29 protein-coding genes and 1 riboswitch are annotated in these 22,541 nt (G+C 35.2%); of the genes, 15 read left to right on the top strand and 14 right to left on the bottom strand.

Features of this window, described 5'->3' with window-relative positions:
• Nucleotides 1-589 precede the first annotated feature (589 nt).
• Nucleotides 590-1,138, bottom strand: coding sequence for a DUF3231 family protein (locus G8761_RS10085; RefSeq protein WP_166026142.1), 549 nt, complete (start codon nucleotides 1,136-1,138; stop codon nucleotides 590-592).
• A gap of 93 nt (nucleotides 1,139-1,231) precedes the next feature.
• A complete protein-coding gene (locus G8761_RS10080) occupies nucleotides 1,232-1,756 on the bottom strand; it encodes a CBO0543 family protein (protein WP_166026140.1) in 525 nt (174 codons plus the stop codon).
• A gap of 255 nt (nucleotides 1,757-2,011) precedes the next feature.
• On the opposite strand from G8761_RS10080, the gene G8761_RS10075 reads away from it, so the two are divergent.
• Nucleotides 2,012-2,140, top strand: a complete 129-nt coding sequence (locus G8761_RS10075; RefSeq protein ID WP_166026138.1) for an FbpB family small basic protein — start codon at nucleotides 2,012-2,014, stop codon at nucleotides 2,138-2,140.
• Nucleotides 2,141-2,635: 495 nt separating this feature from the next.
• Here the strand turns inward: G8761_RS10075 and G8761_RS10070 are convergent, their stop codons facing one another.
• The 4 genes from G8761_RS10070 to G8761_RS28055 all read right to left on the bottom strand — a co-directional run bounded on the left by G8761_RS10070 (nucleotide 2,636) and on the right by G8761_RS28055 (nucleotide 4,025).
• Nucleotides 2,636-2,818 (bottom strand): YolD-like family protein, encoded by a 183-nt coding sequence (locus G8761_RS10070; protein ID WP_166026136.1) that lies wholly within the window; start codon nucleotides 2,816-2,818, stop codon nucleotides 2,636-2,638.
• Nucleotides 2,819-3,245: 427 nt separating this feature from the next.
• Nucleotides 3,246-3,593, bottom strand: a complete 348-nt coding sequence (locus G8761_RS27130) for a tetratricopeptide repeat protein (RefSeq protein ID WP_243449961.1) — start codon at nucleotides 3,591-3,593, stop codon at nucleotides 3,246-3,248.
• A gap of 12 nt (nucleotides 3,594-3,605) precedes the next feature.
• Nucleotides 3,606-3,896, bottom strand: a complete 291-nt coding sequence (locus G8761_RS27125) for a peroxiredoxin family protein (RefSeq protein ID WP_275940696.1) — start codon at nucleotides 3,894-3,896, stop codon at nucleotides 3,606-3,608.
• A gap of 15 nt (nucleotides 3,897-3,911) precedes the next feature.
• The gene (locus G8761_RS28055) at nucleotides 3,912-4,025 is read right to left on the bottom strand and encodes a TlpA family protein disulfide reductase (protein ID WP_420800239.1); all 114 of its coding nucleotides are present in this window, start codon (nucleotides 4,023-4,025) and stop codon (nucleotides 3,912-3,914) included.
• 313 nt (nucleotides 4,026-4,338) lie between these two features.
• Here G8761_RS28055 and G8761_RS10060 point away from each other — a divergent pair, with 313 nt between their 5' ends.
• Entirely contained in the window at nucleotides 4,339-4,875 is a 537-nt protein-coding gene (locus tag G8761_RS10060; RefSeq protein ID WP_166026134.1) for a GNAT family N-acetyltransferase, read from the top strand.
• Nucleotides 4,876-4,908: 33 nt separating this feature from the next.
• Here the strand turns inward: G8761_RS10060 and G8761_RS10055 are convergent, their stop codons facing one another.
• Nucleotides 4,909-6,390 (bottom strand): M1 family metallopeptidase, encoded by a 1,482-nt coding sequence (locus G8761_RS10055; RefSeq protein WP_166026132.1) that lies wholly within the window; start codon nucleotides 6,388-6,390, stop codon nucleotides 4,909-4,911.
• Nucleotides 6,391-6,827: 437 nt separating this feature from the next.
• Here G8761_RS10055 and G8761_RS27635 point away from each other — a divergent pair, with 437 nt between their 5' ends.
• Together G8761_RS27635 and G8761_RS10050 are read left to right on the top strand one after the other, a co-directional pair.
• The gene (locus G8761_RS27635; RefSeq protein ID WP_275940693.1) at nucleotides 6,828-6,950 is read left to right on the top strand and encodes a hypothetical protein; all 123 of its coding nucleotides are present in this window, start codon (nucleotides 6,828-6,830) and stop codon (nucleotides 6,948-6,950) included.
• A 284-nt stretch (nucleotides 6,951-7,234) separates the two neighbouring features.
• Entirely contained in the window at nucleotides 7,235-8,209 is a 975-nt protein-coding gene (locus tag G8761_RS10050; RefSeq protein ID WP_166026130.1) for an alpha/beta fold hydrolase, read from the top strand.
• A gap of 168 nt (nucleotides 8,210-8,377) precedes the next feature.
• Here G8761_RS10050 and G8761_RS10045 read toward each other — a convergent pair whose 3' ends face one another.
• A complete protein-coding gene (locus G8761_RS10045; protein ID WP_166026128.1) occupies nucleotides 8,378-9,370 on the bottom strand; it encodes a DUF3231 family protein in 993 nt (330 codons plus the stop codon).
• 1,072 nt (nucleotides 9,371-10,442) lie between these two features.
• A riboswitch (cyclic di-GMP riboswitch) is annotated at nucleotides 10,443-10,528 on the top strand.
• A 117-nt stretch (nucleotides 10,529-10,645) separates the two neighbouring features.
• Here G8761_RS10045 and G8761_RS10040 point away from each other — a divergent pair.
• Nucleotides 10,646-11,035: a hypothetical protein gene (locus G8761_RS10040; protein ID WP_166026126.1), complete on the top strand. Its 390-nt coding sequence runs from the start codon at nucleotides 10,646-10,648 to the stop codon at nucleotides 11,033-11,035.
• Here G8761_RS10040 and G8761_RS10035 read toward each other — a convergent pair.
• Nucleotides 11,032-11,223, bottom strand: a complete 192-nt coding sequence (locus tag G8761_RS10035; protein WP_166026124.1) for a hypothetical protein — start codon at nucleotides 11,221-11,223, stop codon at nucleotides 11,032-11,034. The two genes, G8761_RS10040 and G8761_RS10035, sit on opposite strands and share 4 nt — an antisense overlap.
• A gap of 244 nt (nucleotides 11,224-11,467) precedes the next feature.
• Between G8761_RS10035 and G8761_RS10030 the strand changes: the two genes are divergently transcribed.
• The 6 genes from G8761_RS10030 to G8761_RS10005 all read left to right on the top strand — a co-directional run bounded on the left by G8761_RS10030 (nucleotide 11,468) and on the right by G8761_RS10005 (nucleotide 14,688).
• Nucleotides 11,468-11,710, top strand: coding sequence for a hypothetical protein (locus G8761_RS10030; protein ID WP_166026122.1), 243 nt, complete (start codon nucleotides 11,468-11,470; stop codon nucleotides 11,708-11,710).
• Nucleotides 11,711-11,868: 158 nt separating this feature from the next.
• On the top strand, nucleotides 11,869-12,684 hold the full coding sequence (locus tag G8761_RS10025; protein ID WP_166026120.1) for a phosphotransferase: 816 nt from the start codon (nucleotides 11,869-11,871) through the stop codon (nucleotides 12,682-12,684).
• Between the two features lie 196 nt (nucleotides 12,685-12,880).
• Nucleotides 12,881-13,027: a hypothetical protein gene (locus G8761_RS10020; RefSeq protein WP_166026119.1), complete on the top strand. Its 147-nt coding sequence runs from the start codon at nucleotides 12,881-12,883 to the stop codon at nucleotides 13,025-13,027.
• Between the two features lie 116 nt (nucleotides 13,028-13,143).
• A complete protein-coding gene (locus tag G8761_RS10015) occupies nucleotides 13,144-13,812 on the top strand; it encodes a hypothetical protein (RefSeq protein ID WP_166026117.1) in 669 nt (222 codons plus the stop codon).
• A gap of 264 nt (nucleotides 13,813-14,076) precedes the next feature.
• The gene (locus G8761_RS10010) at nucleotides 14,077-14,310 is read left to right on the top strand and encodes a hypothetical protein (protein WP_166026115.1); all 234 of its coding nucleotides are present in this window, start codon (nucleotides 14,077-14,079) and stop codon (nucleotides 14,308-14,310) included.
• Between the two features lie 102 nt (nucleotides 14,311-14,412).
• Nucleotides 14,413-14,688 (top strand): hypothetical protein, encoded by a 276-nt coding sequence (locus tag G8761_RS10005; RefSeq protein WP_166026113.1) that lies wholly within the window; start codon nucleotides 14,413-14,415, stop codon nucleotides 14,686-14,688.
• A gap of 727 nt (nucleotides 14,689-15,415) precedes the next feature.
• Here G8761_RS10005 and G8761_RS27830 read toward each other — a convergent pair.
• Entirely contained in the window at nucleotides 15,416-15,661 is a 246-nt protein-coding gene (locus G8761_RS27830; RefSeq protein WP_338000935.1) for a CBO0543 family protein, read from the bottom strand.
• Between the two features lie 238 nt (nucleotides 15,662-15,899).
• Here G8761_RS27830 and G8761_RS10000 point away from each other — a divergent pair, with 238 nt between their 5' ends.
• Nucleotides 15,900-16,226, top strand: a complete 327-nt coding sequence (locus G8761_RS10000; protein WP_166026111.1) for a hypothetical protein — start codon at nucleotides 15,900-15,902, stop codon at nucleotides 16,224-16,226.
• A gap of 135 nt (nucleotides 16,227-16,361) precedes the next feature.
• The gene (locus G8761_RS09995) at nucleotides 16,362-16,724 is read left to right on the top strand and encodes a hypothetical protein (protein WP_275940692.1); all 363 of its coding nucleotides are present in this window, start codon (nucleotides 16,362-16,364) and stop codon (nucleotides 16,722-16,724) included.
• Between the two features lie 182 nt (nucleotides 16,725-16,906).
• On the opposite strand, the gene G8761_RS09990 is transcribed toward G8761_RS09995, so the two are convergent.
• Together G8761_RS09990 and G8761_RS09985 are read right to left on the bottom strand one after the other, a co-directional pair.
• Entirely contained in the window at nucleotides 16,907-17,116 is a 210-nt protein-coding gene (locus G8761_RS09990; protein ID WP_166026109.1) for a hypothetical protein, read from the bottom strand.
• A gap of 85 nt (nucleotides 17,117-17,201) precedes the next feature.
• Nucleotides 17,202-17,621 (bottom strand): RrF2 family transcriptional regulator, encoded by a 420-nt coding sequence (locus G8761_RS09985; protein WP_166026107.1) that lies wholly within the window; start codon nucleotides 17,619-17,621, stop codon nucleotides 17,202-17,204.
• Nucleotides 17,622-17,794: 173 nt separating this feature from the next.
• Here G8761_RS09985 and G8761_RS09980 point away from each other — a divergent pair, with 173 nt between their 5' ends.
• Complete coding sequence (locus tag G8761_RS09980; protein WP_166026105.1) at nucleotides 17,795-18,676, top strand: sulfite exporter TauE/SafE family protein; 882 nt, start codon at nucleotides 17,795-17,797, stop codon at nucleotides 18,674-18,676.
• Nucleotides 18,677-18,721: 45 nt separating this feature from the next.
• Here G8761_RS09980 and G8761_RS09975 read toward each other — a convergent pair whose 3' ends face one another.
• Both G8761_RS09975 and G8761_RS09970 read right to left on the bottom strand, forming a co-directional pair.
• The gene (locus G8761_RS09975) at nucleotides 18,722-19,549 is read right to left on the bottom strand and encodes a DUF2935 domain-containing protein (RefSeq protein WP_207789176.1); all 828 of its coding nucleotides are present in this window, start codon (nucleotides 19,547-19,549) and stop codon (nucleotides 18,722-18,724) included.
• 89 nt (nucleotides 19,550-19,638) lie between these two features.
• Entirely contained in the window at nucleotides 19,639-20,172 is a 534-nt protein-coding gene (locus G8761_RS09970; protein ID WP_166026101.1) for a GNAT family N-acetyltransferase, read from the bottom strand.
• Nucleotides 20,173-20,747: 575 nt separating this feature from the next.
• Between G8761_RS09970 and G8761_RS09965 the strand changes: the two genes are divergently transcribed.
• Nucleotides 20,748-22,307 (top strand): acetate--CoA ligase, encoded by a 1,560-nt coding sequence (locus G8761_RS09965; RefSeq protein ID WP_420800238.1) that lies wholly within the window; start codon nucleotides 20,748-20,750, stop codon nucleotides 22,305-22,307.
• The last annotated feature ends 234 nt before the right edge of the window (nucleotides 22,308-22,541 follow it).

Raw genomic sequence — 22,541 nt, 5'->3', positions numbered from 1 at the left:
TAAAGATGTTTTGATCGTAATATACCTGGAAAGGGGAAGCATAAAACTCATGCACTCTAAGACGGGTATAAGTCATTAGACTCTGGCATTTCAAGTAGAAGTCGTGCATTTAGTTTGAAAAACCGTGCATTTAGTTTGGGAAATCGTGCATTAAGTTAGAAAAATCGTGCATTTAGTTGAAAAAGTCATACACCAAAAATAAAAAGGCGGACAATTCTTTTGAAAAGATAGGAATTTTTGTTGAATCTATAAAATTTCAGCTAAAAAATAATATTTTTCTTTCAAAAAATGCTTTTTTATATAAAACAGATCTACTTTAGGAGGATTGATTTTTCTGAGTAAGAAATACGTCTTGATGAATGAATGATGTTAAACTCAAGACAATGAAAATAAAAAACTGAAATTTTACCAAGAGAAGATAATGAAGAGAGGTCGCTATCATCCGGTTCTTTAGCAAGAAGGATATTGGGTTTAGTTGCTGAAAGAAATAATTATTTCCGGGGGAAGCGCATATAGCGACAAAACCTGATTTTATTTATCTCCATATTTAGACAGTTTTTCTGTATTTTTGCACAAAAAACCGGAAAGATTAACTTTCCGGTAATCCAGGAGGTATGTAAGGGGGAGGCATTTTCAACCAGCCGCGTTGTTTCATAAGATTCTTAAAAGGAGCACCATATTTTAATAAATTGATTTGGACTCCCAGGAAAATTAGTCCTACATCTGCCCTTACTGTTTTACTCATAGCCTGTGCACAAAATGCGACAGAGGTCGCTATTTTAACAGAAATTAAATTGGCGATTTCTATATCTGTTAGTTTTACTCCCTCAGGAATGGCTTCTGACTCTGAAACTGGTTTAGGAGAGCTAACAGCAGGAAGGGGGACACCTTCCTTAATTAGAAATGCTTCAATCTTCTTTGTATCGGCATCACTCGAAGTAAAGGCATCTTTTAAAGCATTTTTTAATTCAGTATCGCTAGTGGTATTGATTCCCACCTGATAAAGTACATGTGCTTCGTTAAATGCCGTATAAGCTGTCCATAAATCCATTACTTCACCCACATGTAATGGGGGTTTAGGTTCTTCATCGACAAAGTTTTTTAAAATAGCTGTAATAGCTTCGAAGGCACTTGTCATACTTACCCTCCCAAAAAAATGAATTAATTATAATCATTTCCCGATATGGACTTTTAATACGCAAGCTAGTTTTTTGAAAGTAGAAACACTGATTTAAAGCACATTAAATTTCTTTCTTTTCGCCAGTTTGTATGCAAGGTAATAAATAACGGTGTAAAAAGGGACAGAATAGAAACTTCTCCAATGAACTGGAAAATAGATTCCCAGCCATTTAAAAATAGGCTCGCCCACAAAAGCAGTTAACAGGCTAAATATAATCCCAATAATCCAAGGGTTTCGGTTATGAAAAAACTGAATTAAAAACATTATTGTTATTGGTAATAAGGTAAAGTCATACGGGAGGTAAGAAGGAATAGCCGGAGTAACGGGTTTAAGATAATTCCAGGCAGATACCTGTACACCAATATTATCAAGGGTTAATGAAATGAGCGCGACAAAAAATCCTGCATATAATAGCCTGTCTGTACTATCCTTTTTTCTGAATAAAAACCAAAGAAGCCAAGGAAGGACTGATATAAGAATACCCAGCCACCATTCCCAGGTAAATAAAACCTCTTGTTTCCAAGCTTCTGTACGGTGGTGAAAAGCATGGTGGAAATCCCAAAAAGATTTTTTCATTCCAGGAGTATGATTTATTTTAATTCCCCCTATTAATAATCCATTATTTTATTTTGTTATTATCAGGAAGGATTTAAACAATAAAGGAAAGTTATTTAAGTTTAACGAAATAAAGAAGAATTTATGTTGAAAGGAAATCATTGGCTGAATTTCTATTAATCTTGTATATTTTCTCAATGTTCGAATAATTGTAACCGTTTAATAAGCTTTACACTAAATTACTTTTATATAATTGAAACGAGGAGGGGGATGTATATGAGAAAACGTAAATTAGCATTTAAAGAATTAATAAACGCCAATAAAATTAATTTAGAAAATGATAAAAAGGCATTAGAAATGATTGAACGAAAAATTGAAGAAAACATAGCCAAAAAGGCATTATAATAAATTCCTCATTAAGTTTAAAATGCAGCTGCCGCCATTGAAAAGGTCTATGCCACTCCCGGAGAAATGGCGGCAGCCTAGCTACATATAGCCTCATCTATTGAGGAAACTCTACATATTGCAAGGGAGCAGACTAAAATACAAGTTTTAGGTTAAAAGCAACAGAAAAACAGGAAAGTGCGGTAGAAGAAATCATCATCTCTTCAGTTCCTGGTAAAAAAGGCAGAAGATTTAAAAGGCCAAACAAACAAATCTATAATTTAGAAATAATTTTTAAAGAAATGTTCTTAATTTGTTCATTGTATTTTTAAAAGAAAATCATAAAATAAATACTGTTGTTCATACTTCCTTATCGCGGGCAGCTGGTATAGGGCATACCATTCCTGGTTGTTGTGCATTGAAGTTTGAACAACGCTAATCTATATAAAAATTTAAGCTAGTTTTGCTGGAAGGAAATATGTGATGTATGTGTGGGAATAGAAAAGGAGTAAATTCTTAATATATATCTCTAATTCCGGATAGAGGGATAGAAAACACTCTATGATTCTCATCTTTTAGCGAAAGAATCTGGTCAATCGGATTAAGCTTGTGTACGCGGCCTTTTAAGGTTTGAAAAATGCCATCAGTGTAGCAATCAACAGTTATGAACCTGTCCTCAGTTAGCTTTCTTAAGTACATACAAATCCCCCTAAGATACTTATTCAATAATGTTATTATAAAGCAAGTTTTTTAAGTCAAAGTTAAGAGGGTGTTAAAGTTTTAAAAAATAATACTTTAATGAACACATTGTTCCACGTTTCATCCATCTTCAAACATCTGTTCAAGATTTTACTTTAGAAATTTTTTACTTCATATAGGCTTGTTTTGTGACCAAAGTGATGATAGATTGCACCTGTAGTCATATTAGCTTACTTATTTTAAAAACAAGGAATTTGTAAAGGAACCAGTGGATATTCCTCCACGACGTTATGCGATTTATAAAGAACATTCCGGTAATCCATTAAGAATCCTTGATTTTAATAAAGAATAATTTAAAAAACTATTCCACATTTTGCGGAATAGTTTTTTAGCTAATCAGAACTTAAGTTCATAAATTCAGAAGGCATTATTTTGCCTCAGTATTTGTTCCGGGTATAAGGCAGCCTTCCGGACCACAAGTCACCCCATCCTTTAAAAGGGATTCTTGTTCTTGTTTTTTTTCTTTTTTAATTTGTTCCTGCTGCCACTCTATATCAATAGCAGGGGAGAATTTTTCAGGGTAACGGATATACCATCGCTGCTTTCGAATTAAAAAATTATCGGTATCGAGAAGAAGAGCCTCATCTAATTCTTTTAATGCTTCTTCCTTCTTTCCGTTATTTAAATATTCCATTCCGAGCTTAAACTTGGTTTCCGCTAGTTGTGTTTCTATGCCATTAGCGAGATTAGCTGGATTATAATATTCATCATCCAAAACAACCGTCTCTTAGCTCCCGTTTATTAACTTCTCCACAGCTTCAAGATGTTCGTGGTTAGTGACATGGAACCCTTGTTTAATTAACCGTATAACCCCATCTTTGTCGATGAATATTCCATTTGGTACAATTTTAAATCCAAAATAATTTGCTAAAGAATTATCCTTATCTATAACAGTAGTAAATGATGTAGCCGCTGCATAAGGTTTTACAACATCAGCGCCTTGTAAATCAGAGGAAACCGATAAAACCTCGAAATCTTTGTCCATATATTTTTCATAAAAGTCCTGCCAGCCTGGCAGTTGAGCACGACAGCGTCACCAGGAAGCCCACATAAATATTAATGTGTTTTTTCCTTCATAATCACTGATGGCCACGGTATTACCATTTAAGTCTTTAAAAGAATAATTCTTCATTTTGGTTAATAGCATAATATCCCTCCTAGTAATAGTCTAAAGTGATTGTTTTCAATTTTTAAATATCAAATGTTTTAGTTTAGAGGAATCACCTTTTTAATATAGAAATAAGAATGTATAAAGGGAAGAAGGGTGGTTAATATATCAAACTATGTTTTTATTTTCATTTTAGGCATTTTAACCTTCCTTGAAGTTTATTCTAATGATAGAACGAAATGGAGGACCCACCTTCTTAAATTCCTTTGCTTTGTTGTAGGTTTATCCCTGGCCTATTTTTTAATTGATTTGTTAATTGATAGACTCCTGAAATCGTAAAGGGGGAAGTGAAGTGTTAGAAATTAGAAGACCGAGTATCGAAAGCTTTAAACAATTAAATCATTTTTTTAGAATTGTGATTACCGATACTTTTAATAAAGAAGGCATAGGGGATAACCTGGAGGATTTAGAGCAAGAGATTGAGATGAAGAAAGCATACTTGGAAAGTGATATTAATAGTAATGGAGAAAACAGGTATTTTTTGTTTGCTTTAGAAGGGGATATTATCATTGGTTCCATTGAATATGGGCCGGCAAGTAATTTAATCAAAACCTGTACCAACAATGTATTAAAAGATCTTCCAGAGGTAGGAACGGTTTTTGTTCATCCAGACTATCAAAGGAACGGGGTAGGAAATTTATTATTGAGGGAAATTTACCTAACTTTAATGAAAAAGGGAATCGAGGAGTTTTGTTTAGATAGCGGCTACCGTAATGCCCAAAAAATTTGGAATAAGAAATTTGGGGAACCGGATTATTTGTTAAAGGATTTTTGGGGCGAAGGGTATGACCATATGATATGGAAAGTAAAGGTCAAAGATGTTTTTTAAAGCCCCAGTAAAAACACTGGGGCCTATTCATGATTATTCCTGGTCACTTACAAAAACCCGATGGCTTTCAAAGAATGAACTCAGGTCTTTGCCGGAAGTTTCTTGCATGACTCTCATGAAATCAGCTGTTGTAGAAACGCCAAACTTCATTTCCTTAAAATATGCCTGCATAGATTGATAGAATTGCTCATCACCCAGTTCTAATCTTAAATCATTAAGGGTTCTTGAGCCATATCCATAAATCATTCCATAATAATAGCTAATACCGCCCTCATTGGCCTTAGCGGTAAATGCGGAAACAGGCGAAGACAAGTGATAATAAGTGTTATTAGCAGGCTGTGAGGTTAACTGGTCAAGTGTTTCATCATACAGGGCGGCTGAGAAGCTTGCGAAGGATTCATCAAGCCAAGGCTCATCATACTCATTATCCCCGATAATACCGTAGAACCATTGGTGGCCAATTTCATGAGCGGTAACAGATTTAACCCAGTTTTGTGATCTTGGGCTGGAGCTAGGAATACTAATCATGACCAATTGAGGATACTCCATCCCGCCAAACCAGCCTTCCATTCCAGTGATATCTAATTCCGGCCATGGGTATTCACCGAACTTTTCACTGAACAATGAAACACTGTCTATCCCCGATTCAAGCATGGAATCAGCGTATTTAGCCTGTTCATTCGTATAATAGACATTGATTTTAGTATTGTTGACATTAGCTGATTTAACATGATAACCCGGATCCATTTGCATAGCAAAATCACGAACATCATGTGCTTTGTATCTGTGGGTTGCCAGATTATCAGTGATTTTAGCTTCGCCAATCTCTGTTCCGGTTGCTGCAATGATTTGATTTTTTTCTGTTGTAACAGTTACATCAAAGTCGCCAGTTAAGGAATAGAATGATTCACCGTAATTGTAATAAGGGTCCACATTCCAGCCTTCATTATCGTAGACTGATAAAATTGGGAACCAGTTTCCGAGTGAAACAGTGTTTTTATACCAGCCAAACCGGTCCTGCTGATTTGGAAGAGTTACAGTAAAATCCATACTAACATCCGAATGAGCTGCTTTCTTAACGGAAATACCTGTAATATGTAAGGCTGTTCCATTTGTTTTATATGTTGCCTCCTGACCGTTTACTTTTATATTGGATACTTCCATTCCTCCGCCATTTTCAGTAAACATGTCAGCATTGCCCCATAAATTGAAATATAACTCATCTAAATCGATTTTCAAATTGTTTTCAAAGGCAACATTTAATGAGCCGGTTACTTGGTGTTTGCTCGAGTCATAAGAAACATTCATTTTATAATGGGGATTTGCCGGCCCTCGTTCTTTGCTTACTTTTGATAGTCTCGAATCACTTGTTTTTAATATAGTACCGCTTGTGTTATAGCTTTGTGAATCAGACACATTTAAGGGAATGGTCTTAGCTGAAACAGCGGCCGGTAATACTAAAATTCCTGTAAGGGCTAAGGACGCAGCGATTTTTGAGTGCTTTTTCATTTTCATTATCTTTCCTCCTTTTTCGTTTCTCTTAATAATTAAACAAAAGGAATAAATTTCCTTGGTAAAATTTGCTCCTTTTTTAAAAAAAAATTTCATCAAAATACGTTATTTTTTAGGGGAAAAGTCCCTTTGTCTGGTAAGAAATTTGCAATTTATTGTCGAAAAAAGTAATTAGTTGTGTTAAAATAAATAGGATTTTAGATTTACTGAAGTTTTAGAGGAGAAGTGATAGTAAAGAAAGGCTAATTACTTAGTGGTATTAGGAATGAGAAGTGAAAAAATTAGATTCCTAAAAAAGCATATAAAAAGCTGAAAGCGCTCTCTTAATAGACACCTAAACAGCCAATTGATGAAAGAAAAATTTCAACCATATTTTAACACTTTAAAATTAGATATCTTATGCCGATAGAAAATAGGAAATAAAGACAGGAGAGATTTAAGTGACAATTGAACAAGCAAAAACAATTTTAATGAATCCAGAAATAGGGCAGCACCTGACTAGAGAAGAAATGCAAGCGATCGAGTTTTTAATTAAAAAAATGGAGCTTCAGGAACAGAAGTAATTTTACTTCTGTTTTTTTAATATAAAAATGTAGCCGCAGGATGAAAGACTACTTTATTAGACTCTTTTCGGACTATTAACAATGGGATTGGTATTTCGTATAGATACTTTCTTTTAAGTGGCTGCAAGCAAGAACTCCCAGCTTTATATTTATTATGTTAACCGCTGTTTTAACAGGCGGATGGAGTGACTGGTATCTTTACAAATCCTATAAAAACAAATAGGAACCATGTTAAAAATTTTTTGGCCTTGAAAATAGATAAAGAGAAAAGTAGGCAAAGGGGAATGAAATTGAAAAAGAGATTGATAAGATCCGGCATTGCTGTGGTGTTAGTAGCTGCCATTGGCCTTGGAGTAGCCGGCAATTATTTTTATAATATAGCAATCAACCGAAGCCAGGAGGGACCTGAGCTTCATGGCGGCGGAAGTAGCGCAGTTGCAGCCAGTGTGCTGCGAACTGAAGAAGAGCAAGTTAAAATGGCAGAACTTATGAAATGGACCGGCCAGCAGAAATTTGAAATCGTCGAAATGAAAACTTATGATGGTTTAAAGTTAAAGGCCCGCTTTTTGAAGAACAAACATTCGAATGGAAAAGCAGTAATCTTGGCGCACGGATATAAAGGCAGCAGCGAACAAATGCCAGGAATTACGAAATATTACTATGATCTGGGATATGATATTTTAAAACCGGATGCCAGGGGCCACGGCATGAGTGAAGGTAATTATATTGGTTATGGCTGGCATGAACGTAAAGATTATGTAAAATGGGTTCATTTATTAATAAATGAAAAGAAAGAAAATGCCATCTTCCTTCATGGTTTTTCAATGGGAGCGGCAACAGTCCTTATGGCGAGCGGAGAAAAGCTTCCTCCTGAGGTAAAAGGTATTATCGAAGATAGCGGTTATACGACTGTTAAAGCTGAATTATCTCACCAATTAAAATACCTGTATCATATTCCAGCATTTCCGATCATGTATATTACAAGCTTCATTACAAAAGTAAGAGCCGGATATACTTTTGGAGAAGCTTCTGCGCTTAATAGCGTAAAGAAAAACAAATTACCGTTGTTTATCATTCATGGGGATAAGGATGACCTAGTTCCAACTGAAATGGCACATGAAATTTACGACGCAGCCACCACCAAAGATAAAGAGATTTGGATTGTCCATGGAGCAGGCCATACGGAGGCTTACACTATTTCAGAAGAGGAGTATCAGAAGAAGATGAAGAAATTCCTGGACCATGCTCTGGAAAAATAAATGAAGTAAAATCAAAAGGCCAAAGTGGTCTTTTTTCTTTTTATAATTGACGGGAATAATCTGGGTATTTTGCACCGAAAAGTGGAGCCCATCTTATTGGGTTACTTGAAGAGAAAAATTAATTTTGAAAAAGGAGAGGTTGTCCTGTTAATGGACAACCTCTCCTTTTTAGGAATAAGATAAACTGATTTGAGGCGGCTTCTCAAACCAGCCGTTCTTAATCATAAGCTTAGTACCCTCATCAATATAACCTGCAACATCTTTAGCAAGTAATGCAAATTCTACTTTTATGTCACTTCTTAGTGTAAAGGCAAAGCTAAAGGAATTTGCACCAAGCGTAAAGTTGGCTAACATATAATTAAAGTACATCATTAAGCGATCTGAGAAGGGACTATCCTTAGAATTTGTTGCGTTTCCTATGGAAGTTACTGTTGGTGAAATATTGTCTTCTAATAGAAATTCCGTATTTGCTTTTAATACTTTTCTCGATAATTCTATTCCTTTATGGAAATAGTTTTTTATATCCGAATCCTTAGCAACCTGGGAAAATGCAAACATTAATGTCATTCCGACGTTATTGGTTTCCATGTTGTGGTGGATGTTCGCAAGTTCAAGAGCATCAATCTGCCTTGCTTTTTTAAGCAGATTATATCCGCTTAAATAATTCAAATCATTCACAAATTCATAATTAGAAGGCATAGGAATGTGCGGCGGTCTGGTAAGTATTCCTTTTTCCAATAAATATTGGATGCAGTCCTTATAGCATTCCTGTGTGATTGAAGTTAAATCCTTGTATATATCTATAACATCTTCCCGGAAGGACATTCCCATATTCAATGTATACAAGCCCATACTCATTTGCTTTATTTCTCGAAGGATCATTATATCAAGGCCATTTTCAAATAATTTTGGAGCATTTACATTTACATCTTTCGAAGAAAAAGCAATTGGTAAAGCTGCTCCTTCACTTTCAAAAAGGTTGGTTAATTTCTCTATGTATTTATCAAGGTGACCATATAATTCAGTCAGAATCTTTAAGGATTTTTCATCATCGGCATTAGGGATAATGTATTCCAAAAACCGTAAAATAAAGGTTTTCTCTTGAAAAGTCATCCATAATGTTGCAAGCTCACTCGCAGATAGTGCGGGTTTTTCAGTCATTCCTACCACTCCCTGTAAATAACTTTTACTTAAAGTAATTTTTACAAATATTTTCTTTTTTATGTATTATTCAGGACAAAAGTATATATTTTAACTAACAAAGAACAATAAAGAGTGGTGGTTAATAACACCTAATATAACTTCAACGGGGAGTGAAGGGAAATGGAATTTCTTAGGATCATCCTGCTAATTGTATACAAAATAAATTTCCAGCATAGGTTATACAGATTGATGGACTTTATTCGCGAATTCCAACGAATACTCTCTCGACTTAGTGAAATGTTAAGAGCTCCATCTGCAGCTTAAAACACTTGGAGAAGTTATATTAAAAAAGGAGAGCATACATGCTCTCCTTTCATACTGTAGAGGGGTCCTGTTTATTGCCGTTCCCATACAATTGCTTTCCGCTGGGAGAACGGTGAACTTAATGAAATTTCCCGGCCAACTCTATACATGACCGCGTGCGAAGGATGGTTTATTCCGAAAACATGATTACATCTCTTAGACCACGGATAAAGAAGGGTATCGTGAATATAAACCTTCAAAGAATAATTGCGCAACCTGTCCTTTTTTTGCTCTATGGACAGGATGTGTGACCGTCAATAGATCTTGCGGGCAATATCTGGCAAGAATATTTGGAGGATGTAAATCTTTTGTGTGAAAGAGTCTATAGGGGAACAGTATGCAGATGAAAACTCTTTTGTGTTGATCCAAATTCAATAAACAATTAAGGGAAGCAGAAGCTTGGTGGTTTTTAAAAGGAAATAAAGGAAAGGAGAGGTATGGAGCAAGCAAGTAAAAAATTCAGACGCAATGTATTTTCAAAAGATAAATATGGCCTTAATATGTGTTATTAATATCAACCATAATATAAAGTGACAGTACTATAAAAAGAGTATCCAAAAGAACTGGTTTTCGCTATTATTCTGAAAACCTTACAAGGAGGCCACATCTCATATTTTCAAGGTTGTGAGCATAAAAACAGCTGTAAAAATAAGTATATAAATTTATTTTAAAAATTTGTCAAATATTGTTGAATAATCGGGAAAATAGATTTATGATAATAGTAATTATCTGAAAAAGGCAAACTTGTTGAAAGGCAAGGACGCAAAGCCACGAGTCTAAGGTAAATTTTACTATGATCGTCGGGCCGCCAAAAAGTTCGGGACAAGAAACTTCTGTTTTATTAACTTCTCAGTCTGCCAAAACTTTTTGGTAGACTTTTTTTAGAAATACCAATTTAGGTCTTTTGGACCAGGTGTGGAGGGAAGTTAAATGTTCCAAATGAGGGAAGTAATTGAAAAAATAAATAAAAGTGCTGATGAAGCCGATTTTGTCACTACAAGAAAGCTAATTGAAGCAAATATGGCTCATCTTCACCAGCATTTAAGGAAGCTTAATAGAAATGCCAGGGAATTATTCGAGTTTTTAGTAAAAAATCTGGATAACGACTTTGAAACACTCACGCGGCAGGAATTAGGAGAAATAAACGTTATTAACACATATGCTACAAGGTTTGATATAAGAGGATTAAAGGTTTATATAAAGAATAAAGGAAAACTGCTGATCAAAAAAGAAGTGATTCGTTATTTGAATTCAGATGCAAAGATTTTGTTGGAATCCATGGGTGCAATAATGACACCGGTACAAAGGGCAGATAATTAAGCTAAAGGTGATTCTAAAAAGGAAATATTGCCTGTCTCTTTTCCTTTTTCATCAGTAATTAAGTGGTTGTAATATTTTCGAATAATTTTTAACATGTCCTTTTCATTTGAAGCGATGATCACTGTCTGCTGTGTTTGACTTTGCCCGCCTATTGTGACGGTATACCTTCTTTTATCCTTTCTGCTCATGGAAAATTCCCCCTAAAGATGTTTAGATGTTCTAGGCTGAGTGACTAACAGTTTGTTTTACCCAGATAATTAAAGCTTTAAACCTAATATAAAAATTTCTTGTAAATATTTGTCGATATTAAATCAAAATTAAAAATAAAGGTTGAAGAGAGTAGGTATTTTGACTTTGACTAACTAAAGTTTTGGTTATACAAAGTGAGAAAGCCTATCCTGCTCCCAACCTAGCTGCGGAAGGAAGAGACTAATGACTTTTTTATTTGGTTCAGTAGAATATTTTGAAAGTGAATTATTGAATACCCTGGAAAATTGGCAGGAATCTGGAAGCGTTAATGCCTCTTTAAAAGGAGCTTACCAAATTTTACTGGATGACCTTTGCTTTGATTTTGTCTGTGATGATAATATCAAAAAAGAGTGTTTGAATAACCTTAAAAGTGCATTTTTAAAGGTTTCTAGTGAAAAGCATGAGGATTTACTTGTTTTAGCATAAACCTGTCTTATAAATAAGTTATGAATGAGCGACCGAAAAAAGTCGCTCTTTTTTTATTTTTTACTATTTTTCATTTAAAGGAAACCTGGTTTATAAAAGGAATATATTAAATCACAGAAATGCGTTTTATTGTAAAAAATAAAGAGGGAGATAATACAATGTCTGTAGGGAGACTTATAGGGAGAGGAAATACCGCAGAAGTATATGAATGGGGAGATAAAGGTGAAAAGGTAATAAAGCTTTTTTATGAAAAAGTGCCGTTTGATATTATTAAAAGAGAATATGAAACAAGCAGTGTAATCAATCAGCTTGGTATACCTTCTCCTGGGTTAGGAGATTTAATCGAATACAACCAAAAGTGGGGCATTATTTGTGAAAAAATTACTGGCATTGGCTTTACACAGCAAATCTCTACACGGCCATTTTCTCTGAAGAAAAATGCTGCTCTTTTTGCGGAATTACAAGCCTCTTACCATAATATTTCTACAAATAAATTACCTGAGCAAAAGGAGTACCTGACCCGGAACATCCTTGGCACCACTCTTTTAACCGACATAGAAAAGGAAGAGATTCTTAAATATTTAAAAATACTGCCAGTTGATAATAAAGTTTGTCATGGTGATTATCATACTGAAAATATTATTTTGAATGATCAAAAGCCAAAGATACTTGACTGGATGACCGGTGCTTCTGGGAATTCTTGTGGAGATGTAGCAAGAACCTTTCTAATTATCCGTTACTCTATTCTGCCGCCAGATATGCCAAAAGTGACTAAATTTATTATTCAATCAGTAAGAAAAGTATTTGCAAAGGTCTATTTAATCGCTTATACAAAAACAACAAACACTTCGGTAAAAAGTATTGATGAGTGGATGCTGCCAGTAATGGCTGCAAGGCTAGTTGAAGGAGTTCCGAATCAGGAGAAACAGTTCCTTTTAGACAAAATACGAAGAGAGCTTCAAAGTAGAAATTAAGTAAAAACACCTCCTTTTGGGAAGGTGTTTTTTTCGTCGTTTAGGAAATTATAGATTTTACCTTGTGGATAACTTCGAACTAGATTATTGTAATCCAGCTCCAGCGCCCAGCCCCTCGGGGTCATAAGCCAAATCACTTCAGAAATCAGGATTTCTTCCTACGTGATTCGTCTTACGCCTGTTGGGGGCCCACAGGATGTGGGTCAGGAAGGCGTTGCCACAGGACGTGGCGATTTTAGCCTTTCATCATTTGACCGGGGCGCTTGCGCCTTTTGTTCTTCGTATTTTAAAAAGGCGATTTATAAACGTAATAGATGTAATGAAAGATGAAGCTGCCATTTAGGGCAGCTTTTCTTATTTAACAAAAGAGGGACGTTTAGGAGGAAAATGAAAGGAGTTTAAAGAATGTAAAATTAAACAAAAAATTAATTAATTCTCGGTGAAGCTGGAGGTGTTGATATGATTCAGAAAAGTAATCTGCATATTTTAAATGGACAAGAAATGTACAACCATTTCCAACAGATAAATTTCCTTAATCAACAATTAATGGTCCCTTTTAATGAAGCTATGTGCTGTGGTGAAACTTGTAATACTATATTTTCATCTGAATTCAATAAAATACGTGCTAAGGTTCATCAAGTAACTCCTGCTCAGTATAATGATATTACGCTAAAACCATTGCAGCCTTTATTTTGCAAAAACTTTACTCATCTTTCATTATGGTTTGATACCGACATGTTTTGTCAGATTAATCTCCTTACTATACTTGCCTGGTTAGACCAAAATAAATATCACGATTCTATTGATCTTAAATTAATCGGTGACAATTATAAACCTGAAAGTTCTTTTACACTAAGAGCAGAGGGATATTATTCTCTTTATAAACATGTTTTAATTGAAAAATTTATACCTGAGAATATAGAACTTCAACCATTAAAGAAAGGTATCGAGCTTTATTTAAACTATCTCACTAAAGACAGTAAGCTTATATTATATATTCAGAAACATAAAGAAGTACCGGAAAGAAAACTTGTTGCGGCCCTGCTAAAAGAATTCAAAGATGATTATGGTTTAGGAGATACACAGTATTTTGAAATTGTAAGAGCTCTGAGGCAAAATTCAAACTAATTTCTACTTCAATTATCCAAGAAATAAAGAAATGGGAGAGAAGATAATTATCAAGATTAATAAAGGGGGAAGTATGGTGAAAGTAATAGAACAGAATTCATTTTATATTGCAGGAGTGAAGGTTATTAGTGATTGGAGAGGTTTGTCTGTAGAAATGCCAAATCCTGGCAGAGAATTCAAAACCGAATAGATGAAATGGAAAACCGTATATCACTGTATTTTTACGATATTTGCCTGCAATTAGGTGGAGAGGAGTTTACTCAATTGGTAGGTTGTAACGTTTCAAATCTTGAAAATATTCCTGATGATATGGTTGGTGTGGAGATTGCCGCAGCAAGGTATGTTTATTATCACCATTTGGAATCGGTAATGGAGATAGCTGATTCCTTTGGAAAGATGATTGATTGGGCAAAAAATCCGGGTTATATAGTAGATCCGCTGAATTTTAAAATTCAAAAATCCTCTATGCAGTCTGAAAAGGTCATCATTTATATATAAGGATTGTTTAGATTTAATTTATTATAAGGAACTTGTCTTTTATTTACCTCATAAAATAATAAATGATATACCCCCATCCTTAACAAGAAAGGAAGATGGAACTTGTTCATATTTTATGTATTTCTTTTTCTGATAATAGCAGGCATGATTTGGAGTTTCTTTAACCAGCCGGATAAGGATAAAAATACCTTTAGAATTACAAAAAAGAATGATTTTGATGGTTTAAAAACAGATATGGATGCCACATCAAATTTTCAAGCAATAGATCATCCTATACACCATCACTCACATCATCACCATTCAGGTGAATTTAGTCATTCAATCTCTCATTCAGGTGATTTTTCCCATTCCTCAAGTGATGCAGGCTCCTTTGATTAAATGATCTTTTTAAAAGTAAGAGGGGAGAACAATGCTAAAAAAACTAAAGTTAGGCGTTTATTAATTGTTGGAACTTACTTTTTGCTACCAATCTTAACTTTTTTAATAAACGCTAAATTAGAAACAGAATTCATTGGGAAATGGGGATTATTGTCAGGGTTTCTACTGCTTCTATATTACTCTGCCTCTTCACAAATTAATCTATTTTGGCGGCAGAAGTTTTATAGGTTCCGCACAAGCTGAAATTTTTCTAGACGAACACCTGCAACACAAGATCCATCAGCAGGTAGAAAAAGAAAACAAAGGAAAAATCAAGAAACCCTTACGATAACAGGAATATTCATTATTTTAATTTCATTTTATTTGTACTGATTAAAGCTCATTTTTTTGAAACTATGTTGATTAGTGAAGGGTACTGACCCCTCAAAAATCCTCCATTATATGCGATGTAAATTCATTGCAAAGGAAGTACTTGGAACGGAGATAAAGAGACAAGCATAAAAAGCCAAAAATTAAAAAACCAACAGGTAAGAGAGCTATAAGAAGCTCACTGCGTGTTGGTTTTTTCACATTTTTTATAGTTAGCTAATCATGCTTGTTTTGCTGAAAATTTTTTAATGAAGGACATAGTAAATCTGACTATAACAAAAGAGAAGAAGATAGAAATAAAACTGTGTACCGAAGTCCAGCTTTTTTTATATTTAATTAATTGCGTGTTTTTTTCAATCTAAGATTCTGCAAGAGCCGATGGTGCGCTAAAAAGTAAGCCTTTAAAAATAATACCGAATACTCCTGATTTTTGGGTTAATTGATTGTAATAAATACAGCTTACAGGAAAAAGAAGATAACTAAACAAAACACTTATGTCAAACGTTTTAAATAAATGGATCGGGTATTTTAAATAACCTTTTTTGACTAAAACATTATCAAGGAAGGAAGCATAATAGCTTTTTAATAAAAAACAAGTAACCATTCTTTAATTGGAGGTTTTATTATTAAATTAAGAAAGAGACCAATACCTATGACAAAAAGAAGTTTTAATACATATTTTTCACTTTTCTTCCCCATATTATATCCTCCATAAATAGTTTCCATTAGTTTGCCTATAGTATAGAAAAATAACAATCGTATTGCTGTTTAATTAGAAAATGTTAAATCAGCAAATGGTAATACTAAAGGCAACTAGAGGGAATTCGAGCAGGAGGAGAAAAATGCCAAGAAAAAACGCAGCCAGTGAGGATATATCGGAAGATAAAGTAAAAGAACTTTTTCCTGAAACCGAAAAAAACAATAATTCTGAAGTAGAAAATCTGAATCGAATGTTGGGTGCCGTGTTAAATTATATTTCAGATGAAGAAGTAGTAGAGATAGACATTGAGTACATTCTTGATAAAACTGAAGGCCTGCGCAAGTGGTGGGAGCTTTATAGAGAAAATAACAGAAAACATATTGAGGAAGAAATTAAAAAATCATTAGGTGAACTGTCATTGAAAGAACTTGAAAAGATAAGGAAGCAAATAGAAGAGAAACAGTCATAAATTGTCCGGCGAATCCATATGGAATGCTTTTTCCCTGTTTATAAAGGTTTAAAGAAAATACTGGGCACATGCCGTTTCATACTTCTGCGGGCTACATAATCTATAGGGTATTTAACCCAAGGGAGAGATGCCTAAATGTATCACTATGGAAATTATCATATGACTCCAGGACAGTATGACATTAATCCATTTGTACAGCCTGAGCAATATGACTATAATCAATATGCACAGCCAGAACAAAATTATGAAATGAACTATTTGGTACAGCCAGAACTTTATAATTACGATCCAAACAGACAACAGCAATTCTCGCAACTATTTCAGTTGCCCCAATGGCAGCAGCTTAACCGTCGGCTGAATCAGCTTGAAAGAGAAAATGAACGGCAATCAAAAGAAATTGAACGGATTCAGCGGCGCCTGCAAAGAGTAAATCAGCGTCTTCGGGCGGTAGAAAACAGATTAAATATTCCTTTTCAACCATTTGACGGAGAGTTTTAAAAAGGAATCAGGTTTATCACTCTAATCTTTAAATATGCAAAAAGAAAAAACCACGGGAGAAAATTCCTGTGGTTTTGCTTATTGTCCTTCTACAATGTTCTTGCATTAATTATTATAAAATGCTTCATTCTGACAGTCAAAAAAGGAATTTATTTTATCCCTATCTCTGAAAATTGAAGGATTCATTCATTTTCTTCGTTTTTGTTAACCATATTCTTTGCACCTTCAGCGGCTGCGTTTACCGCGTTTGATGTAGCATCTACTGCACTCATTGCGGCATTCTCCGTTGTTTCTAATGCACTGTGAACAGCATGGAAAGCAGCCCCCGCAGTTTCCTTAATGCCCTCGGTTACTTGGTTGTCCTGCTGGTTACGGTTTTGTTGGTTTGCCATCTTATCACCTCCCAATAAGATAGGATTTGATTAAAAAAGTTTTTTATTCCTAAGTATTTATATCATGACATTTGCAGCCTTTTGCTTATTCCTGCTTTAACCTGCCCTTAATCAAATCCTCTAAGGTTGTTCGATCCAGCATCTCGGCAATCGTATCTCTTACTAAGGCCCACAAGGGTTTAAGCATACAAGCCTCTTCTAAAGGGCAGCTTTCATAAGAGGTAATACTTACGCAGCCCATAGGTGCAAGTGGGCCATCCAATTTCCTAATTACTTCACCGATAATCACCTCGTTTTTTTCTTTGCTTAGTTTATACCCTCCGCCTACACCTCTCTTGGTTTCAACATAACTATTTCTCTTAAGCTGTAAAAGAATTTGTTCTAAGTATGGAATAGGAACCAAAGTCTTTTCCGATATTTCTCCAATGGGTGTAAGGGTATCTTTGCGTGTTCCGAGATAAATTAAAGCCCTTAAGGCATACTCTCCTCTGGTTGAGATTTTCATTTGAACCCCCCTGGAATATAGGTTAAATGCCTATTTTCACTGTCATAAAGAACCCACTCATCCTTTTCGACATAATTTAGGTTAAAAACTTGATTAGATTAGTCAACAATCAGTTAAATAAAAATCCTTTTATCTATTCTATTCAGGTTTAAATAAAAAAAGGAGTGTTTGCTTTGAGAAGGTTGGTTGTCCTGGCACTTATTGGCCTTGCGGCACAGTTGGTGGATGGTTCTTTAGGAATGGCATATGGGGTTACTTCGTCCTCGCTTTTGCTCATGTACGGGATTGCACCAGCAGTGGTTTCAGCATCTGTTCATATGGCAGAGGTAGTTACAACTGCGGCGTCTGGCGTTTCACATTTGCGATTTAAAAATGTTGATAAACAAGTAGTTTTAAGATTAATTTTGCCTGGTTCCATCGGAGCTTTTCTAGGGGCCTGCTTTTTAGGAAGTATACCGGGGAACCTGATAAAACCTTATATTTCTTTTTTTCTCCTTCTATTAGGCTTCTATGTCATTTACCGTTTTCTTATTTTCAAACAAACTGCTGCAACTAAACAAAACATCTCAGGAAAACAGCTGCTGCCTCTTGGATTTATTGCAGGTTTCATGGATTCAACTGGAGGTGGAGGCTGGGGACCAATCGCTACACCTGTCTTACTTACGAGCAACAGCATGGAGCCCCGAAAAGTAATCGGGTCTGTTGATACAAGTGAGTTCGCAGTTGCAGTATCCTCTACATTAGGCTTCCTTATCACATTAGGATGGACAGAAATTAATATCCAGTGGGTGCTTGCGTTAATGATCGGCGGTATAATCGCTGCCCCAATCGCAGCATGGCTTGTCCGGATTATTCCAACCAAACTTTTAGGAGTTTTGGTTGGAGGGATTATTATTATCACTAATATAAGAACACTTCTTGGAACAATGAACATTTCCCACACCGCAAGCATTTATACGTATCTCTGCCTGTCTCTTCTTTGGCTGGCTGCCATCGTAAATGTGGTAATAAAGCTGCGAAAAGGAAATATGAATAGCATTTCTTTAGGAGAATAAAATGAATAAAGTGCTGAGGGTTTGTTTCCCCAGCACTTTTATCAATTAATCTTCTAATCGGGGTTTTGAAGGATTACAGTTTGGCATATCAAGATTCGCGGATTGTGCTAACTTCGTTAGATAATAACATTCTTCCCGAAACATATGGTCAGCCATCAACGGAGCGAATGTTCCCAATGCTTGCTTGCTTAACCTAAGTTCTTCTATTTCGTTTAAAAAGTTTTGGAATAACTTTATTTCTAGCTGGATATCAGAATTGAATTTTGCCAGAGCGGGAAAGGTAGTCAGATTAATTCTTAAGTAACCTGCCATTTCAACAGCCTTAAGATAAAAATTCTCAAATTGCTTCGTAAATAATTCACTATTAGTTCGTAATATCTTTTCTGCAGCATCTAAATTGGCTGAAATGGCATCCGAATGACCGGCCGCGTCCAAAAGCCAAAGGAGATGATGATGCAGTTCATGATAAACAGGGGGAACTTGCCCGGATTTTAAATAGTTGATAATTCTTACATATTCCTCTAATTCATTGACCATATGATTAATAAAGGTGGGCGAAAGGTGAATTTTTATCTTCCCGACAAGATGTTTCCTTAATAATTCAAGTTTAAATTCTCTAAGATTTAAGACCTGACTTTCAGCAGTTGCCGCTATTTGCATAGGATTCATTGATTTTGCCTGATCCAGAAGGGTATCAAATATCTGGATAAACATCGAAGCTTTTTCAATCTCCGCTTGCTGAACGGGTGATAAAGCCCCTAGAATAAACCGGGAATGATCACCTAATATTTGAAGCCAGAAAAGATGTTCATTTCTTGCAGCTGTCTCAAAAACATCATTCACTTTTATGCCCCCTTTATTGAAAATAACCATAGACTTCTAATGTTTATGGCATTTCCGTATTGCTTATGAACAAACAAAAGAGAGGATAAGAGTGATTTTCTTAAATGAGGTATAGTACTTTACTCGGCCTTTTTTCGTAAAACTGTTATAAAACCATCCAAAATATTATGGCTAACATGAAAGCCTTTTGCTTTATAGAATTCGAGAGCGTTTGTGTTCCCATTTGATACGAAAATAAAATAATCATCTACATCATCATATTGCTTCAGCCAATCCATAGACATGTTGAAAAGCTTAGACCCAATTCCATATTTTCTGTACTCATCTTTAATATAAAATTGGGATAAACAACCTACATTATTGTTGTTGACAGAAGAAAGGTCAAAAAATGTGGCGAAATCGTTTGAATATGCCTCTTTTGGAGAGATATTGGAATAAACATAAGCCACTATTTTCTCCCCATCTTTAACAATAACAGTGTAATTTTTTAGGGCGCTTTTAACAGAAGGTACCATCCGTGTTTCAAAATTCATGCTGTCAAAACGTTCTGGTGTTATGTAAGCCTTTGATTTTTGGAAAGCCATGAGTTCGTTGCACAAATCTCTGCAGGATTCAATTTCCTCGTCAGAAATAATTTCATATTTTAAATCCATAATCTTCAATCCTCCTTTAATTAACATTTTAATGAAAAATCCCTTAGCGTTCTAGTTTAATTTTATTGTTTTTTTCACAAAAGAGTATGCATTGAATCCGAGATACTCCTCGAAAATGCATTCGACTTCGCGTCGTGAGGTGATTATTTAATGTTTTGCGGAAAACGACTGTCATGATCCTGCAGTGAGGAACGAGCGAGGAGGCTTGGCAGTAATTCCGCTGAAAGGGAGCGGATACTGTTAAAGAAACAATGTAAACAAAAAACTTGGCACCATCACAGATGGTGCCAAGCTCTTTATATAAAAAAGGGGGAAAATGATTAAGCATTGCTTGTGTCCTAGCAACAAAATTAATATTAAAGGATTTTTATGAACAAATAATGAACAAAGTATTATATTCTTATTAACTATTAGAAGGAATAACAAAGTCTAAAATCAAATTAGTACCAAGTATTAGCACTAGATGTTATACTGTTAAAACAGGATTAACTTTAGGGTTTCTTACACAAAATAGAAAGTATGGCACCTCTTAGATGCCAATATATTTAAATTCAAGGAAAAGAAGGATGACAAACTTGGAATTACATACTTTAATTGCACCTGAAAAGTACAATATTGCAAATGAGATTGATCGTTATTTTTCTGAAAAGACTGCTTTAATTCTTGAGAATGACACAGGAGTAAAATTAACCATTACATATTCTGAACTAATTAAAAAGGCCAATCAGTTTGCAAATGGATTAACAGAGCTTGGGTTAAAGAAAGGGGATCGGGTAGTCGTTATGACAACCCGCCTTATAGAATCATATTTCATTTATTTGGCATGCTTAAAAGCAGGATTGGTTATTAGTGCTGCTTCTGAATTACTCCGTGCTAAGGATTTGAGCTACCGTCTCAATCACTCAGAAGCCAAAGCGGTTATTGCTTACCATCCATTTGTAACTGAATTTGAAAAAATAGAAGAAGAAACGCCATTTCTCGAGCATATGATTACCTTTGGTGAAGTGGTTCCAGGCTGGAAGCTAATTGAAGATATGATGGAAGGGAAATCCGATACCTTCACTACCGTTGATACATTTAAGGAAGATTATGCTTTCCTTGCTTATACCTCAGGAACCACTGGAATGCCAAAAGGTGTGGTTCACAGCCATGGCTGGGGATATGCTCACTTAAGAACAGCTGCTACAAAATGGCTGAATATTAGCGAGGATGATACCGTTTGGGCAACTGCTGCACCAGGCTGGCAAAAATGGGTCTGGAGTCCGTTCCTCTCCATTCTGGGATCCGGTGCAACGGGCTATCTTTATAATGGAAGGTTCAGCCCGCGTAAATATTTGCAGCTTCTGCAGGATAACCAAATTAATGTTCTATGCTGTACACCGACTGAGTATCGGATGATGGCTAAATTGGAAGAAATTAGAGATTTTGATTTGTCTAATTTACATACAGCTGTTTCTGCAGGTGAAGCTTTGAACAGAGAGGTTATAGATGTCTTTAAGAATGTTTTTGACATTCAGATTCGTGATGGCTATGGCCAGACAGAAAGCACACTGCTTATTGCAAATTTAAATGTGGACCCTGAAAAGATTGGTTCCATGGGACAACCGTTGCTAAAAGAATTTATTGAGGTAGTTGATCAGGAAGGAAATCCACTTCCTTTCAATGAAATTGGAACAATTGCGATTCGAAAGGATTTTCCTGCTCTCTTTAAGCTATATTATAAAAATACGGAAAAGACGAATGAGGCATATCTTGGTAACTACTTTTTAACAGGGGACAGGGCCTCCAAGGATAAGGATAATTACTTTTGGTTCCAAGGCAGAAATGATGATGTCATCATTAGTTCGGGTTATACCATAGGGCCATTCGAGGTAGAAGAAGCATTAATGAAACACAATGCAGTCAAAGAATGTGCCGTAGTAGCTGCTCCAGATCCGGTCAGGGGTAACCTTGTTAAGGCCTTTGTGGTATTAAAAGATGGAATTTCAGGAAATGATCAGTTGGTTAAAGAGATCCAGCAATTTGTTAAAAAGTTAACTGCTCCATATAAATACCCAAGAATCATTCAATTTATTGAAGCTCTTCCAAAAACAGATTCCGGTAAAATTAAACGTGTAGATTTACGCAACCTTTAATTTTAAAAACAAGATATAACACACTTAAGAGGGCTGAAAAGGCTCTCTTGTTTTTTTGAACAGAATTAGAATTGTATTTTTTAAAATTTTCTGTCAATATATAATTACTTATGTTCTTGAATGAAATGTTGCATTAAAAGGCCATTTGAGACTGTTATCCTGATTTAAAGAGAAAAAGGGGAAAAAGGACCCTCAGCATGACTGGAATGAAAATCTATTAAATATAAGGAGGTA

The organism is Neobacillus terrae, from assembly GCF_011393025.1.
Lineage (GTDB): Bacteria > Bacillota > Bacilli > Bacillales > Cytobacillaceae > Neobacillus_A > Neobacillus_A terrae.
The sequence above is the reverse complement of the archived record's forward strand: the minus strand, read 5'-3'. Positions and strand labels throughout refer to the sequence as shown.